This window comes from Actinomycetota bacterium, assembly GCA_013152275.1.
GTDB lineage: Bacteria > Actinomycetota > Acidimicrobiia > Spongiisociales > UBA4744 > BMS3Bbin01.
Map to the genome: position 1 here is coordinate 1 of JAADGS010000064.1, position 15,028 is coordinate 15,028.

At 64.8% G+C, this 15,028-nt stretch carries 15 protein-coding genes; 12 read left to right on the plus strand and 3 right to left on the minus strand.

Annotated features, from left to right (window positions below; genetic code table 11):
* The 8 genes from GXP34_10390 to GXP34_10425 form a co-directional block, all read left to right on the plus strand.
* Window positions 1-706: HAD hydrolase-like protein (locus GXP34_10390; protein ID NOY56378.1), on the plus strand; the 706-nt coding region annotated here is incomplete at its 5' end.
* A gap of 2 nt (window positions 707-708) precedes the next feature.
* Entirely contained in the window at window positions 709-1,380 is a 672-nt protein-coding gene (locus tag GXP34_10395) for a 1-(5-phosphoribosyl)-5-((5-phosphoribosylamino)methylideneamino)imidazole-4-carboxamide isomerase (protein ID NOY56379.1), read from the plus strand.
* Window positions 1,377-3,005, plus strand: a complete 1,629-nt coding sequence (locus tag GXP34_10400; GenBank protein ID NOY56380.1) for a glycerol-3-phosphate dehydrogenase/oxidase — start codon at window positions 1,377-1,379, stop codon at window positions 3,003-3,005. Before GXP34_10395 ends, GXP34_10400 begins: the two co-directional genes overlap by 4 nt.
* Window positions 3,002-4,210: an ABC transporter ATP-binding protein gene (locus tag GXP34_10405; GenBank protein NOY56381.1), complete on the plus strand. Its 1,209-nt coding sequence runs from the start codon at window positions 3,002-3,004 to the stop codon at window positions 4,208-4,210. The genes GXP34_10400 and GXP34_10405 overlap by 4 nt, the downstream gene beginning before the upstream one ends.
* Window positions 4,207-5,331 carry a spermidine/putrescine ABC transporter substrate-binding protein gene (locus tag GXP34_10410; protein ID NOY56382.1) on the plus strand — a complete coding sequence of 375 codons (1,125 nt, stop codon included), beginning with the start codon at window positions 4,207-4,209 and terminating at the stop codon, window positions 5,329-5,331. The genes GXP34_10405 and GXP34_10410 overlap by 4 nt, the downstream gene beginning before the upstream one ends.
* Before the next feature lie 4 nt (window positions 5,332-5,335).
* A complete protein-coding gene (locus GXP34_10415) occupies window positions 5,336-6,262 on the plus strand; it encodes an ABC transporter permease (protein NOY56383.1) in 927 nt (308 codons plus the stop codon).
* A 35-nt stretch (window positions 6,263-6,297) separates the two neighbouring features.
* The gene (locus GXP34_10420; GenBank protein NOY56384.1) at window positions 6,298-7,122 is read left to right on the plus strand and encodes an ABC transporter permease; all 825 of its coding nucleotides are present in this window, start codon (window positions 6,298-6,300) and stop codon (window positions 7,120-7,122) included.
* Window positions 7,119-7,838, plus strand: a complete 720-nt coding sequence (locus GXP34_10425; GenBank protein NOY56385.1) for a GntR family transcriptional regulator — start codon at window positions 7,119-7,121, stop codon at window positions 7,836-7,838. Before GXP34_10420 ends, GXP34_10425 begins: the two co-directional genes overlap by 4 nt.
* A 284-nt stretch (window positions 7,839-8,122) precedes the next feature.
* Here the strand turns inward: GXP34_10425 and GXP34_10430 are convergent, their stop codons facing one another.
* The 3 genes from GXP34_10430 to nagA all read right to left on the minus strand — a co-directional run bounded on the left by GXP34_10430 (window position 8,123) and on the right by nagA (window position 11,175).
* Entirely contained in the window at window positions 8,123-8,824 is a 702-nt protein-coding gene (locus GXP34_10430; GenBank protein NOY56386.1) for a glucosamine-6-phosphate deaminase, read from the minus strand.
* Entirely contained in the window at window positions 8,821-10,017 is a 1,197-nt protein-coding gene (locus GXP34_10435) for a Gfo/Idh/MocA family oxidoreductase (GenBank protein ID NOY56387.1), read from the minus strand. The genes GXP34_10430 and GXP34_10435 overlap by 4 nt, the downstream gene beginning before the upstream one ends.
* Before the next feature lie 63 nt (window positions 10,018-10,080).
* Entirely contained in the window at window positions 10,081-11,175 is a 1,095-nt protein-coding gene (nagA, locus tag GXP34_10440; protein ID NOY56388.1) for an N-acetylglucosamine-6-phosphate deacetylase, read from the minus strand.
* A 556-nt stretch (window positions 11,176-11,731) separates the two neighbouring features.
* Here nagA and GXP34_10445 point away from each other — a divergent pair.
* The 4 genes from GXP34_10445 to GXP34_10460 all read left to right on the plus strand — a co-directional run.
* Window positions 11,732-12,736: a sugar-binding transcriptional regulator gene (locus GXP34_10445; protein ID NOY56389.1), complete on the plus strand. Its 1,005-nt coding sequence runs from the start codon at window positions 11,732-11,734 to the stop codon at window positions 12,734-12,736.
* Entirely contained in the window at window positions 12,733-13,692 is a 960-nt protein-coding gene (locus GXP34_10450) for a sugar phosphate isomerase/epimerase (GenBank protein NOY56390.1), read from the plus strand. The genes GXP34_10445 and GXP34_10450 overlap by 4 nt, the downstream gene beginning before the upstream one ends.
* On the plus strand, window positions 13,689-14,723 hold the full coding sequence (locus GXP34_10455) for a dihydroxyacetone kinase subunit DhaK (protein ID NOY56391.1): 1,035 nt from the start codon (window positions 13,689-13,691) through the stop codon (window positions 14,721-14,723). Before GXP34_10450 ends, GXP34_10455 begins: the two co-directional genes overlap by 4 nt.
* On the plus strand, window positions 14,720-15,028 hold a 309-nt coding region (locus tag GXP34_10460; protein ID NOY56392.1), incomplete at its 3' end, for a DAK2 domain-containing protein. The genes GXP34_10455 and GXP34_10460, both read left to right, overlap by 4 nt.

Consider the following 15,028-nt stretch of genomic DNA (forward strand, 5'->3'; position numbering starts at 1 on the left):
CCGGCGGGTCGTGTACGTGACCAACAAGCCACTCGAGCCGTCGGCTGCCTATGCCGCCAAGCTCACCCGGCTCGGGCTTCCCACCCAAGACAACGAGGTCGTGTCTTCGCTTGACGCCCTCGTCGAGTACCTCTCGGTCCGGCACAATGGTGCCTCCCTCCTCTGCCTGTCGGAGCCCCTGGTGTCCGACACCCTGCGGGCGGCCGGTTTCTCCATCGTCTCCCTCGACGATGCCGAGCGGGCGGCCGTCGTGGTGGTGTCATTCGACCGGACCTTTGACTACGCCAAGCTCCACGCCGCCTATCGGGCTGTGGGATCGGGGGCTGTCTTGGTTGCCACCAACCCGGATCGCTACTGCCCCACTCCTGAAGGCGGCCTCCCCGACTGCGCCGCGATGCTGGCAGCGGTGGAGGCATGCACCGGCGCTACAGCCGAGGTTGTGGTGGGTAAGCCCTCACCCCAGATGGCGGCGGCTGTACTTGCCCGGATCGGCGTCCCCGGCAACAGGGTGCTGTTGGTGGGGGACCGGGCGGAGACCGATGTGGCGATGGCGAGACGCGCCGGCATGGACGCCGCGCTCGTACTCACCGGAGCTACGACGCGGCAGCAGGCGGTTACCGCCGATCCTGCACCGACCTACCTAATAGACGGCATCGGCGATTTGCTTACGCTGTCGCGCGACGAGCCCCGAGTTCCCACGAGGTGACCATGCAATTCATCTTCATGCTGACCCACAACGACCGTACCGTTGAGAACGTTCTCGACGTGTACCGAGAGGTTCGTGACACACCGTTGCAGTTGCTGGGGTTCAAGGACGTAGGCGTTACGCGTGACACCATGCGGTCCTTGGCCGATCTGATGCACGAGGACGGTCGATCCGTGTTTCTCGAGGTGGTGTCCATCTCCCAAGAAGACGAACTGGCGTCAATCGAGGCGGCGCTGGAGGCGGGCGTCGACTACATCCTTGGCGGGACCCACTACAGCGATGTCCTTGCGATGATCGACGGTGCTCCCGTTCGCTATTACCCCTTTCCAGGGACGATTGTGGGCCACCCCTCCGAGCTGCAGGGGTCGATCGAGGACATTGCCGCCCACGCCAAAGCGCTGACCGCCCGTCCCGGAGTCCATGGGCTCGACTTGTTGGCGTACCGGCACCGCACGGTGGATCCCGTCGAACTCACTCGGGCGGTGGTGGCTTCGTCGTCGGGGCCGGTGATCGCTGCCGGAAGTGTCGATCGGGCCGAGCGCATCCGGGCGCTGCGAGACGCCGGAGCATGGGCGTTCACGATCGGAGGAGCCATCTTCGACGGCCTGCTGCCGGGGGCGCCGTCGCTCGCTGCCCAGATCGAATGGACGCTGGAGGTCGCAACTCAACCATGAAGTCTCCGCTCGACGCCCGCGCCGCCAGCCTCGAGAGGGCTGTCTCCTCCCCTGCCGACTTGGTGGTGGTGGGCGGTGGCATCAACGGGGTAGGCATTGCTCTCGATGCCGCGGCCCGAGGGTTGCGCACGGTGTTGGTGGAACGCGACGACCTGGCTGTGGGGACGTCGAGCCGGTCGTCCAAGCTCATCCATGGCGGATTGCGTTATCTGGAACACCACCAGTTTCACTTGGTACGGGAGGCGCTGGGGGAGCGGCATCTGCTCCGCACAACCCTCGCTCCTCACCTGGTTCATATCGAGCGGTTTTTGTTCCCGGTCGATGGGAACCGCTGGTTGGCTCCGTACATCGCCACCGGTCTCACACTGTACGACCTCTTGGGCGGACGTCGCAGCGGTCGGTTCCGGCTGGTGTCCCGAGCCGAGGCCTGCAGGCGAGTACCGGGTCTGCGTGAAGAGCGTCTGCGCGTTGCCTTCGAGTACAGCGACGGCGTGGTGGACGATGCCCGCTACGTCGTAGCGGTGGCCCGTACCGCCGCTCGTCTGGGTGCCACGTTGCTGACTCGTTGCGAGGTGGTGGAGTGGACCCGATCGGAGGGTCGTGTCACGGGGGTTGTGGCGAGGGATCGTCTCGATGGCTCAGAGCACACGATCGCAGGGCGTGTGGTGATCGACGCAACGGGCGCCTTCGAGGCTGACGACTGGAGCGACGACGGACACCGGCTGCGACCCTCGCGAGGGATTCACCTGGTGGTGCCTCGTTCCCGGGTGCCCTCCGACACCGGCCTCACCATCCGAGTCCCGGGCCGTGTGGTGTTCCTCATCCCGTGGGGATCGCATTGGCTGATCGGCACCACCGACGTCCCCCATGAGGGACCGGTGGACCGGCCCACCGCCACGGGCGAGGAGGTCTCGTATCTGATCGACACCCTTTCCAGGGTGCTCGACGTTCACCTGACGGCGGCCGACATCGTTGCTACGTTCGCCGGGGTTCGACCACTGGTGGGAGCGGGTGACGACACTTCGAGCATCAGCCGGGAGGAGGTCATTGATGAGCCGGAACCGGGACGGATCACTGTGAGGGGTGGCAAGTTCACAACGTATCGACGAGTGGCGGGACGGACACTTGACCGGGCCTCCGGCGCGTTGGGCAGGATATGTCCGTCGTCGACAGCCCGCCTTCCTCTGGTGGGTGCCGCCCCTTCCTCCGCGCTCGCCGGAGTCACAGGCGAGGTGTCGTCGCGGTTCGGTCTCGACCGGCCGTCCGCGCAACACTTGGTGTCCCGGTACGGCACCGAGGCCCTCGACGTGGCCCGGATTGCGATCGACGAAGGGCTCGGCCGACCGCTCGTGTCCGGGCTCCCTTACCTGCAAGCGGAGGCGTGGTGGGCTGTTCATCACGAGCAGGCCCTCTCCGTCGATGACGTGTTGTCCCGACGAACTCGCATCGCCATCGAGGACCCTCACCACGGAGAAGTTGCCGCCGAAACGGTGGCGGGGCTTCTGGGGGAAGCTCTCGGCTGGGATTCGGGGCAACGGTCGGCAGCGGTCGACGAATACGTCGAATCGGTCTGCACCGAGTACGGGGTTCCCGGGAAAGCGGAGACGCCGGAGGTGGCGGCATGAGCGCCGCAGGCAGCGGATCGGTGGAAGTCAGGGAGGTCTCGAAGCTGTTCGACTCGCTCGTGGCGGTCGACGGAGTGTCGTTCTCGCTCGAACCCGGCATCTTCTTCGCACTGCTCGGTCCGTCGGGATGTGGCAAGACCACCTTGCTTCGGATGATCGGTGGGTTCGAACAGCCTGACTCCGGGTTGATTCTCATTGGCGGTGAGGCGATGGAGGGAGTGCCGCCATATCGGAGACCGGTCAACACCGTGTTTCAGGACTACGCGCTTTTTCCTCACATGGACGTCGCCACCAACGTGGGCTACGCCCTCCGCCAGCAACGACCTCGGTTGGACAAGGCCGAAATCGCCAGGCGCGTCGAGGAGACGCTCGAGCTGGTGAGATTGACCGGTTACGAGCGCCGCCGGAGTTGGCAGCTATCCGGTGGCCAGCGGCAGAGGGTGGCGTTGGCTCGGGCGTTGATATCGCAACCCCAGACGTTGCTACTGGACGAGCCTCTGTCGGCGCTCGACGCCAAGTTGCGGGCGGAAATGCGGACAGAGTTGAAGTCATTGCAGCGCAAAGTCGGCATCACGTTCGTGTTCGTCACCCATGATCAGCAGGAGGCCATGTCCATGGCCGACCGGGTAGCGGTCATGCGGGATGGCCGCATCCTGCAGGACGCCAGCCCGGAGGCGATCTACGACGACCCGGTCGATACCTTCGTAGCCGATTTCGTCGGGACCACGAATCTCATCCACGGTCATCTTGGGGCGACAGAGGGGGTGGGGGTCGAGGTTCTCTGCGACTGTGGGATTCGCCTGGTCGGGTCGCCTCCTCGGCAGTGGCCGGCACACGGAGCCCGAGTGGCGCTGGCGATACGACCCGAGCGAATTGGGATACGACCCAGGCACTCCACCGAGGTCGGATCGGCCTCAGGGATCGAGGGAACCCACATCTCGGGACGGGTGGCGCACCGTACCTTCTTGGGCGACCACCTTTCATACAGGGTAACGATTCAAGGGGTTGGGACTCTGGACGTGGTCGCGACCCGATCGGTGCCGACGGCAACGGAGCTGTTCACCGTCGGCGACGAAGTGACCTTGGAGTGGACACTCGATGCAACCCGGGTCATCCCCGACGTTGGCCGTACGACCAGCAGAAGCCCAGGGGGCTCGGCCCCCGCGGACGAAGGAGCAGGACAATGGGAAGGAGCAGAAGAATGAGACAACGAACCACACGAGCCCGATGGAACATCTGGTCCGCGCTGCTGCTCGTGGTTGCGCTGGCTGTGGCGGCATGTGCCCCGCAGTCCGCGGATACCACCGGCAGCACCAATACTACGGCAGCCGTTGATGCCGGCACCAACCTGGGTGACACACTCAATATCGCCACCTGGCCCAACTACCACGACCCGGAGACAATCAAGCGGTTCACGGCCGAGACGGGCGTGAACGTCAACATCAGCGTCTTCGGATCCACCGAAGAGATGGAAGCCCTGCTGAGGGCGGGTAACTCAGGGATGGACATTGTGGTTCCCACCCACTACGCCGTTCCCGGATGGATCGCGGACGGGCTTATCGAACCGCTCGATTATGCGAAGATGGGGAACCCTGATCTGTCCGGCTGGAACCCGCTCTTCATCGATCAACCGTTCGACCCGGGCAACCGCTACTCGATCCCCAAGAACTGGGGCACGACTGGCATCATCTATTCACCCGCCGTGGGTGATCCGGTGACGAGCTGGTCGGAGTTCTTCGATCGCGCCAAGACCGACCTTGATGGCCGGGCAGTGATCGTCGATCACCAGATCTCCACTATCGGGTCGGCGGCCGTGGCCATGGGCTATGACCTCAACACCACCGATCCCGACGAACTGGCCAAGATCGAGGCGATGCTGGTGGAGTTGAAGCCGCACCTGTGGGCCATCACGTCCGACGTTCAGCCGGCGATTCGCAACGGGGACTCGTGGGTATCGATGGCCTGGACCGGCGACGGAGTCCAAGTGGTGAGGGACAACCCCGACTTCGTCTACGTCATCCCCGATGACGGCGGCGAGCTGTGGGTGGACAACTGGACGGTGGCGGCCGATGCCCCCCACCGGGATGCGGCCTACGCCTTCTTGGAGTTCATCTTGCGCCCCGAGAACTCGGCGGCAGATACCGCGTTCATCCTGTTTCCACATGCCAATCCTGCCGTGCTGCCTTTCTTGCCCGCAGATGTCGCCAACAACCCGGTGATCTATCCGGACCAGGAAGCCATCAGTCGGATGACATTGTCCTCGGCGGAGGCATACAACAGCGAGGCTCGAGCCGAGATGTGGGCTCGGGTGAAGTCCTCTTCGTGAGCAGATGAGCACGCCGACCGAGGGGACAGTCGTCACCAACAAAGAGGAGCGGCCGGGCTTGCCGGCCGCTCACTCCCTCGAACACCGAATGCGGCGTTTGTCCCTGGCGCTGTTGGCTCCGGGGATGGTGTGGTACCTCGTGTTCCTCGCCGCCCCGATGGTGGTGTTGGTGATCTACTCCCTCGGTCGGCGCGCTCCCAATGGCGGATACGAAGCCGCCTTGAGCCTTCAGCAGTATGGGCTGCTCGATACCCGCTGGGTACCCTTTCTGAACACCGTACGGCTCGGCCTGGCAGGAACGCTGCTGGCCCTACTGGTCGCGTATCCGCTGGCCTACTTCATGGCCACGCGGGGTGGTCGCCACAAGATGGTGCTGTTGGCCCTGGTCGTGATCCCGTTCTGGACCAGCTTCCTGATCCGCACCTACGCGTGGGTCTTTCTTCTCGGCAACCGGGGTATCCCCCAGATTCTCGAACGGTTGGGTTATCCCAACGTCCGGCTGCTCAATACCTCTTTCGCCGTGCTGTTGGGTATCGTCTACAACTACCTCCCGCTCATGGTGCTGCCGATCTATGTGTCGCTCGAGCGCGTCGATGTCAACTTACGTCACGCGTCGAAGGACCTCGGGGCCGGGCGGTGGCGGACCTTTATCCAGGTTACGTTGCCCTTGTCTGCACCGGGAGTGGTGTCGGGGGTGTTGCTGGTGTTTGTCCCCGTATTGGGGGAGTATCTGATACCGGTGTTGCTGGGTGGTGGGCAGACCTACTTCCTGGGCAACGCGCTGTACGACCTGTTCTTCCAGTCTCGCAACTGGCCGTTCGGCGCCGCCGTGGCCGTGACGTTCATAATCTTGATCATGCTGCTCATCGCCGCCTACATGTGGTTCACCCGCAAAGTCGTAGCTGAGGGACGAGAGGCTCCACTGCTATGAACAGTTCCAACACTTCGGGGTGGATCGATCGTGGGATCCGGGCGTACGGGATCCTGGTCTACGCGTTCCTGTTTCTCCCGATCGTGGTGGTCGTCGTGTTCTCGTTCAATGCCGGCCGCCATGTCGCCGAGCTGACCGGGTTCTCGCTCCAGTGGTACGTCACCGCCTGGACGGACCCCTTCGTGCTGCGGGCCGTCCGCACGTCGATCAGCATTGCCGTCACTGCATCCGTCATCTCCGCGGTGCTGGGTACAACCATCGCGATCGCCCTCCCCGCAGCGCCGCGTTGGGCACGGCGGGCCGTGGATGTGTTCGTCAACGCCGCCATCGTCGTGCCTGCGATCGTATTGGGTTTGTCGCTCCTCATCTTCGTGGTGACAACCACGACGTGGCTCAACGATTGGGTCGCCTATCTGGTACCGGGAAGCAACTTTCGGCTGGGCCTGGGGTTCTATTCGGTCGTGGCAGGCCACTCCGTGTTTGGAATCGCCATCGTCATCGTGTTGGTTCGTACCAGATGGGCGTCACTGGACGCCAATCTGGTGGAGGCCTCGGCAGATCTCTACGCCCCACCCAAACGCACGTTCTTCCAAGTGATGCTGCCTCTGCTGGTTCCTGCTATCCTCGCTGGATCCCTCTTGGCCTTCACGTTCAGCTTCGATGATTTCATCATCGCTCTTTTTACCCGTGGGCAGGAGACGACCATACCGATCTTTCTGTTCTCCTCGATCCGGCGCGGGGTGTCGCCGGTGATCAACGCCATCGCCACGATCCTCCTTGCCATCTCGCTGACACTGTTGGGTATTGCCACGTTGGTGTACAAGAGGCGATCAACTCACGAGATGGACGCCGGGCCATGACGGCACACCCACGCCGGTTGCTGGCCGACCAGGTTCGGGATGACCTGTTGGCGCGCATTCACGATGGTGGCCTGACGGTTGGAGCCAAGCTCCCCGCGGAACCCAAGCTGTGTGAGGAGTTCGGAGTCTCGCGCGCCACGATCCGTGAAGCTGTGCGGTCATTGGCGGAGGCAGGCTACCTACACCGTGTCCACGGATCGGGGACGTACGTGGCCTTCCGGCCTCGGCTTCGTCACAGCTTGGGGCACAACCTCAGCTATACGCGGCTCATCCAGCAGGCGGGATTGCGCCCCACCCGCCGGGTCCTGGGGTTGGAACGGACCGAGGCCGGCCAGGAGGAGGCAACGGCACTCGGGATCGGTGAGGCCCAAGTGGTGCGCGTCGAGCGGATCAGATCCGCCGATGACCGACCCGCCATCTATTCTGTCGACACGATCCCCGAGACCTTCGTGCCCGGTGTCACCGACGAGGGCTTCGGTGGCTCGCTATATGAGCTGTTCGAGAAGATGGGCCACAAAGTGGCCTACGGTGAAGCGACTCTGGCTCCGGTCCTTGCAGACGAGCGGCTGGCAGAGCACCTCCAGGTCGACGTCGGGTCACCGCTGCTTCGGATCGTCCAGGTGGACTACACCACAGTGGGCGAGGCCATCATGTTCAGTCGAGAGTGGCACGTCCCCGGCGTCTTCGAGCTGTCACTGCTCCGCCGCGCCACCTGAGGGATCTTCCTCTTCTGCGAATGCGGGCCGGCCGCGGTGGGATGACGTGGATCCTGCTCGTGAGCCGTGCCAGGTCCTGTCGGAGGCTCTGGTGTGGCCGTGGTTTCGTGGACCGCCAGACCCCGTTCCTCTCAATCCGTTGATGCCGTTGCTCAGATTGGCGGTGGCGCGCGCCAATCGTCAAGACAAGACTTCGCCACTCGTCGAGGGGGAGTGGCCGAGCCGAGATGCCGCGAGTCGTGACAGGGTCGTCGAGCCGGGGGACATGCCGGCCCGGCACACACCTACAACGCGGCGGCAGCCGAACGGTCCGCGAACACCGTCGCGTTCGGATGCCGGCGCAGGTAGCCGGCGGGCAGATCCGGGCCGATGGGTCCGTTCAGGGCCCGTTCGAGCGTCGCGGCCTTGTGGGAACCGGTGACGAGCAGCCAGATCTCGCGCGAGTCGAGGATCGGTCGAAGGCCGAGCGTCATACCTCGGGTCGGTTTCGCGTTCGGATCGTATCTGGCGGCTGCGATCGTCGTGGCGGTATCCAGACGGACCACCCTGGTGGGGGCGTCCGGCGTCGTGCCAGGCTCGTTGAGACCGAGGTGTCCGTTGATACCGAGGCCGAGCAGCGTAAGGCTCAGACCGCCGTCGTCGACGAGTGCCTCGAATCGGCGGCATTCGGCCTCGGGATCCGGAGCATCCACGTCGAGGGCATGGATCTCGGCGGGTGGGCGGGCCAGCGCTCCCAGGAAGTCGCGCCGCAGCATCGCAACGCATCGTGCGGGGCTCTCCGGTGGCAGGTCGTACTCGTCGAGCACGAAGACGACGGCGGCGGACAGGTCGAGGACCGGAGCGCATCGCGCATAGACCGGCCTCGGCGTCTCACCCGTGGGCAGGCACAGCCGCGCCGTCGGATGCTCCTGCATGTAGGCAATCCATCGCTGGGCGACACGATCCGCCCACTGGTCGTCTTCGAAGACCTCGAGCTGCAGACTCATGCTTCGGTGACGATGTCGAACACCGATCCGGTGTCCTTGTCGCTGAGGATCAGCTTGCGCCGGCCGTCGGGGAGGATCTCCTCCTTCACGATCGCGTGGCCATCGTGGCGTTGGAACTCCTTGGTGATCCTCGGAGTCGTCCCGCCGCGCCACTCGAGCGTGATCGGCTCCCACTGCCGGTTGGCGGCGGAGCGATACGCGGCATCCATGATGGCGTTGACGACGTACCCGTCGTAGAACGTCTCTCGCGGTGTGCCTGCGCCATCGATGGAATCAAACATGTCGGTGAACATGTGGACGTATCCGAGTTCCGTCACCTCATCGCCGACCGGGAACAGCCACCCCTCGTTGGATTCGAGCTTCTCGGCGACGTAGCCGCCCTTGCCGCCGGACGAGTACATCTCGAAGCCGGTACGCAGGAAGTTGTTCGTCCAGATCGTGCCTTCGGTTCCGGCGACCTCGTCGCGCAGATCCATGCCGCCGCGGAAGGTCCAGCTGACCTCGAACTGTCCGAGCGCCCCGGATTCGAAGCGGATGAGCGCGACCGCGTTGTCTTCCGCCTCGATCGGGTGCACGAGCGTGTCGGCCCACGCCAGGATCTCGACGGGCTTGTTGTCCTTGCCCACGTAGTTGCGGATGATCTCGATGCAGTGACAGCCGAGATCCACGATCGCCCCGCCGCCTGCTTTCTCCTTGTCCCAGAACCATGCACTGTGGGGGCCGGGATGGGTCTCTCTCGAACGGACCCATGTGACATCTCCGATCGCGCCGGCACGAACGGAGTCGAGCGCCTTCAGCGTCTTGGGCGTGTACACGAGATCCTCGAGATACCCGGCGAAGATGCCTGCCGACTCGACCTTGTCGAGAATCCGCCTGGCTTCGTCTGCGTTGCGGGCCAGCGGCTTGGTGCACAGCACGGCCTTCCCGGCGTCGGCAACGAGTCCGATGACGTCTTCGTGGAGGAAGTTCGGCAAGGCGACGACGACGACGTCCGTGTCGGGATGGTTGATCGCGTCCTCCAGTGAGGTCGTCGATTCCGGGATGTCCCACTGATCCGCGAACGCCCGGCCTCGATCCTCCGATCGCGAGTAGGCAACGCGCACACGGTCACGGCCGCGCCGACCGTGCATCGTCATCGTGTAGAAGCCGCCGATGAGGCCGGTGCCGAGCATGGTGATCGAATGTCCGGTCATGACCATCTCCTCCTGAGATCGTGAAGTTGTATATGCAACTTAGTCGATCGAGGAGATGTCGTCTCAGAGGGCGAAAGACTCTTCTCCGCCGACGATCGTTCGGATGACATGATACGAATCGTCGAGAACGCACACATCGGCCGCCGTGCCCGGTTCGAGGCTTCCGAGGTCCGGCCGCCGCACCAATTCGGCCGGCGCCGAGGTCGCCGCAGCGACGGCGCGCAGGGGGTCGAAGCCGAGGTCGATCATGTTTCTGACCGCCTGGTCCATCGTGAGGACACTGCCGGCCAGGGTGCCGTTGTCGAGCCTGCAGGCCCCGTGGTCGAGGATCACCGTTCGGTCACCGAGGAGGTAGCGGCCATCCGGGCGCCCCGCGGCCGAGATGGCGTCCGTGATCAGCACGAAGCGTTCGCCCGCGGCGTTGGCTGCGAGCTTCACCGCCTCCGGAGCGAGGTGAACCCCGTCGACGATGGCAGTGATGAACACGTCGTCCCGTACCAGGGCGGCGCCGCTGATGCCCGGGTCGCGGTGTCTCCAGGGTCGCTGGGCGCCGAAGATGTGGGTCACCGAGCGGGCGCCGCGATCGAACGCGGCGTTGGCGGTCGCGGCGTCGGCATCGGTGTGGCCCAGTGCGACGGTGACGCCCGCGGCGACCAGCAGCTCGATCAGGTCGAGTGCCCCGGGAAGCTCCGGAGCGATCGTCATGTATGTCACGGGTCCGGCGTCGAGGAGGCGTCGGGTGAGCTCCGGGTCGGGATCGAGGGTGTTGCGGGGATCGTGGGCGCCGCACCGTACGGGTGACAGGAAGGGGCCCTCGAGATGCATGCCCAGAATCCGGGCGTTGGCGATCGACGTTGAACGCAGCCGTCCGAGCGCACCGAAGTAATCGGGGACGGGGAGCGTGATGAGTGTCGGCTGGAAGGCGGTGACTCCCGTGGCTGCGAGGCGGCCGGCGACACGGGCGTAGTCGCCGGCGTCGGCGGTCGTGAAGTCCACTCCATCGAATCCATTGATCTGCACGTCGATGAACCCGGGTGTGGCAAGGCCGGTCCGGCCGGCGGGGGACAGGCCGACACGGTCGATGAGCCCGCCTTCGACGGCCACGTCACCTTCGACGATCCGACCGTGAACGAGTGCGGCGTTCACCCCGAGTCTCATGTGCGCCTCCTGGAGTCGATGCGGGAGTGCTCCGGCGTGGGTCAGCGTAGTTGTCCTCCTCGGAGCCGGCCGCTCTCATCACCGTCGGTTGCGGCTACGGGCCGAGCTCCGAGATCACTTCGAGTTCCTTGGTCTCGCAGAAGATCCTGGCGCGTGTGACGAAGGGCACACCGATCTTGTCCACCGTCACCTCGTTCACCCGACCCGCGGATCGAGCGCCGCGTCACGCGCGACGACGGTGAGGAGACTTTTCGCCGGCTGAAGCCGATATGCCGGCTGAAACCGATATGGGGAACGTCCGGTCATCGTTGTGTTCGAACCGGTCGACGGCGAGGACGGCTCCTCAGACTTCGAGTCCTTTGAAGCGGCGGATCGTCTCGAGGGTGACGTCGTCGGCCCCTTGGGGCACGAGGCCGCGCCCGCCGACGGCCGTGCGGTCGATGCACCAAAACCCTGGCGACACCGGCATCCTCCACGCCGGGAGAGGGTCGGTACGGTGAGCAGATTCCGGCCATTCCGCTTGACACGCCGCGTCCCGGCACATACGATCGAACAAATGAACGAGCCGCGTACAGATGTTCGCATTGAGCGGACCACCATCCCGCCAAGGATCTCCGAGGCCGATTATCGGCTCTGCGTTCGGGCGGCGATGCTGCATTACCAGGAAGGTCTGACCCAAAGCGAGATCGGTGCCCAGCTCGGGTATTCGCGTATCAAGATCAACCGAGTGCTCGGTATGGCGCGATCCCACGGCATCTTGGAGATTCGCGTCAAGGTTCCCGCCGACTGGCATCTCGAACTGGAAGCCGATCTGATCCGCTCGTTTGGGCTGCGGGACGCAGTCGTCGTTGCCGCCGACCAGTCGGGACGGCCGCTCGAGGCGGTTCTTGCCGAAGGTGCGGCCACATGGCTGGCCCGGCACATTCGGCCCGCCATGCGTGTGGGGCTCGGCATTGGGAGAACGGTCGCGCACCTGCCCGACAGGTTCCGGCTGGACCAGCCCATCGACTGCACGTTCATCGAGGTGGTCGGGTCCATCTACACCCAGGACTGGGCAAAGTACGACGTCACCTCGAGGATGGCCGAGCTCGCCGGCGGGACCCGGGAGGTCCTGCAGGCGCCAGGCTTTGTCACGGATCCTGATCTCGGGGTGTTACTGACCAAAGAGCCTTCCGTCGCGGACGCGCTCAACCGGGCGCGGGAATCTGACATCACCATCCAAAGCGTGGGTCCCGTGGACACGAGCGCGATCCTGTTCGAGTACGGGGTCCTCACCACGGACGATCTCGAAGATCTCCACGAGCGCGGGGCGGTGGGCGACGCGCTGGGCTACTACTACGACCTCGAGGGGAATCCCGTTCCGTTTCACACCGATTCCAATGTGATCGGCGTCGGGCTCGACGATCTTCGGCGGGTTCCATGGAGCATGGTCGTGGCCGGCGGTCCGCAGAAGGTCGAGCCCATCATCGGTGGCCTTCGCGGTGGATACTTCAATGTGCTGATCACCGACGATGTCACCGCCAAGGCGTTGATCGAAGCGAGTGCGGGTGATGGCCCTTGACCACCCCTGGGACACGAGTTCGCAACGCCGCAGTTTCGGAAAACGACCACGGGATCCGTCGTCTCGTGGGAATCGAGATCTTCTACTTCATGGACCGATGGTCGGACGACCAGGCGGCCCATTTTCATTTGGCCCGCCGGTGCGGGTACGACGGTGTCGAGATCTCGCTGATGTCCGGCAGTCACCTCGACCCGGCGCGTGTCCGTTCCAGGCTGGACGAGCACGGCCTCTCCATCGTGTGCAGCACCGGGCTGGATGAATCCACCGACATCTCCCATCCCGATCCCGCGGTGCGGCGGTCCGGTGTGGAGTATCTGAAACGCTGTCTGGAGACGGCCGGGGCCCTCGGCAGTCCGATCCTGGGTGGCGTCGTCTATGCACCGTGGTTCGCGTTCCCGGACGCCGGCGACCTGGAGCCGTACCGCCGGCGCTCGGCCGAATCTCTGCGCGAGGTCGCCGTGGCGGCGGACGCCGTCGGTGTGGACCTGTGCGTCGAGCTTCTGAACCGTTTCGAGACGTACATGCTCAACACGGTCGATCAGGGCAACGCGTTCCTCGATCTGATCGGGCATCCATCGGTGAAGATCGAACTCGACACGTTCCACATGAACATGGAGGAGGCGGATCTCGCCGACGCCATACGTGAAACGGGCGATCGGTTGGGCCACTTTCAGTGTGCTGCAAACAATCGTGCCATGCCGGGCAGGGGCCATATCGACTGGGATGCAATCGCAACGGCGCTCGACGACGTCTCATACTCCGGATGGGTCGTCGTCGAGACCTTTCCCGATCCGTCGGTGGAGACCGGGCGATCGACCCATGCATGGCGTCCACTCGTCGAGGATCTCATCGGTGAGGCGACGGAGGCGTCGGCGTTTGTCCGCACACACCTGGGCGGGACGCCCCTCGTTTCGTCACGGCCGCCGGCCACAGCCCCTGCGAAGGCTCCGGTATGAGCGTGCGCACCACCAAGCTGATCAACGATCCGAGCGACATCGTGGCAGAGATGCTCGAGGGCTACGCCGGCGCGTACCCGGACATCATTCGTTTCGAGGACGGGCTCATCGTTCGCGCCACACCAAAGGCCGGTGGCAAGGTCGGCCTCGTCATCGGGAACGGATCCGGGCACGAGCCGGCGATGATCGGCTGGGTAGGCGAGGGGCTTTTCGATGTCAACGTCCCCGGTCCGATCTTCACCGCCCCGGGACCGTCGAAGCTCCTCGCGGGGATCGTCGCCGCGAGTCGGGGCGCCGGCGTGCTCGTGTGCGTGTCCAACCACGCAGGCGATGTCCTCAACGCCGAAATGGCGCTGGAGCAGGCCGCGGATGCGGGAATCGATGACGTGGACATGGTTGTGCTGTATGACGATGTCGGTTCGGCGCCCAGAGGTTCCGAACCCGACCGGAGGGGATCGGCCGGCCTGTTCTTCGTCTGGAAGATCGTCGGCGCCCATGCAGAGGCGGGAGCCACCCTGTCGGCCTGCAAGGCGATGGCCGAGAGGGTACGAGACAACACCAGAACCCTGTCGGCGACGCTGCAGAGCTGCGCCCACCCCGTCACCAAGGTGCCGCTCGCCGACATCCCCGACGGCGAAATGGTGATCGGTGTCGGCGTCCATGGAGAGAGCCGGGGCGATGCGCGCCCGGTGCCCACCGCGAACGAGACGATCGACATCATGGTGCCGCAGATCCTCGACGATCTGCCGTACGAGCCGGACGACGAGGTCTGTGTCCTCGTGAACGATGCCGGAGCGCTCACCGTGATGGAGCTGGCGATCCTCTACCGCCGGGTGGGCCAGGTCCTTGCCGATCGCGGCATTCGAGTCCACAGGGCATGGCTCGGGCCGTATGCCACCACGCAGGACACTGCCGGCTTCGCCATCTCGGTGTGTCGCGTCGATGCCGACATGAAACGACTGTACGACGCGCCGGCGCGTGGCGCCGGCGTGCAATTCACGACCCCTGCAGCAACCGGGGAGGCCTCGTGAAACTTGCCACCGACAGGCTGACCGGCACCGACTGGCAGCGGCTCGTCGTCGCCGCAGCCGATGTGATCGACGACCATGTGGAGGAGCTCTCGCGGCTCGACGCGGCCGTGGGCGATGGCGATCACGGAATCAACGTGGCAACGGCGCTTCGGCATGCCCGACGTGCGGTGGCTCGACTCGAAGATCCCACGCCTTCCAACGTCCTGTCGGTGGTTGCGGGCTCGTTCTTCGAGGAGATGGGCGGTGCCGCAGGGGCGCTGTTCGGAAGCTTCTTCCGGTCTGCCGCTCTCAGTTGTGCCGGTCAT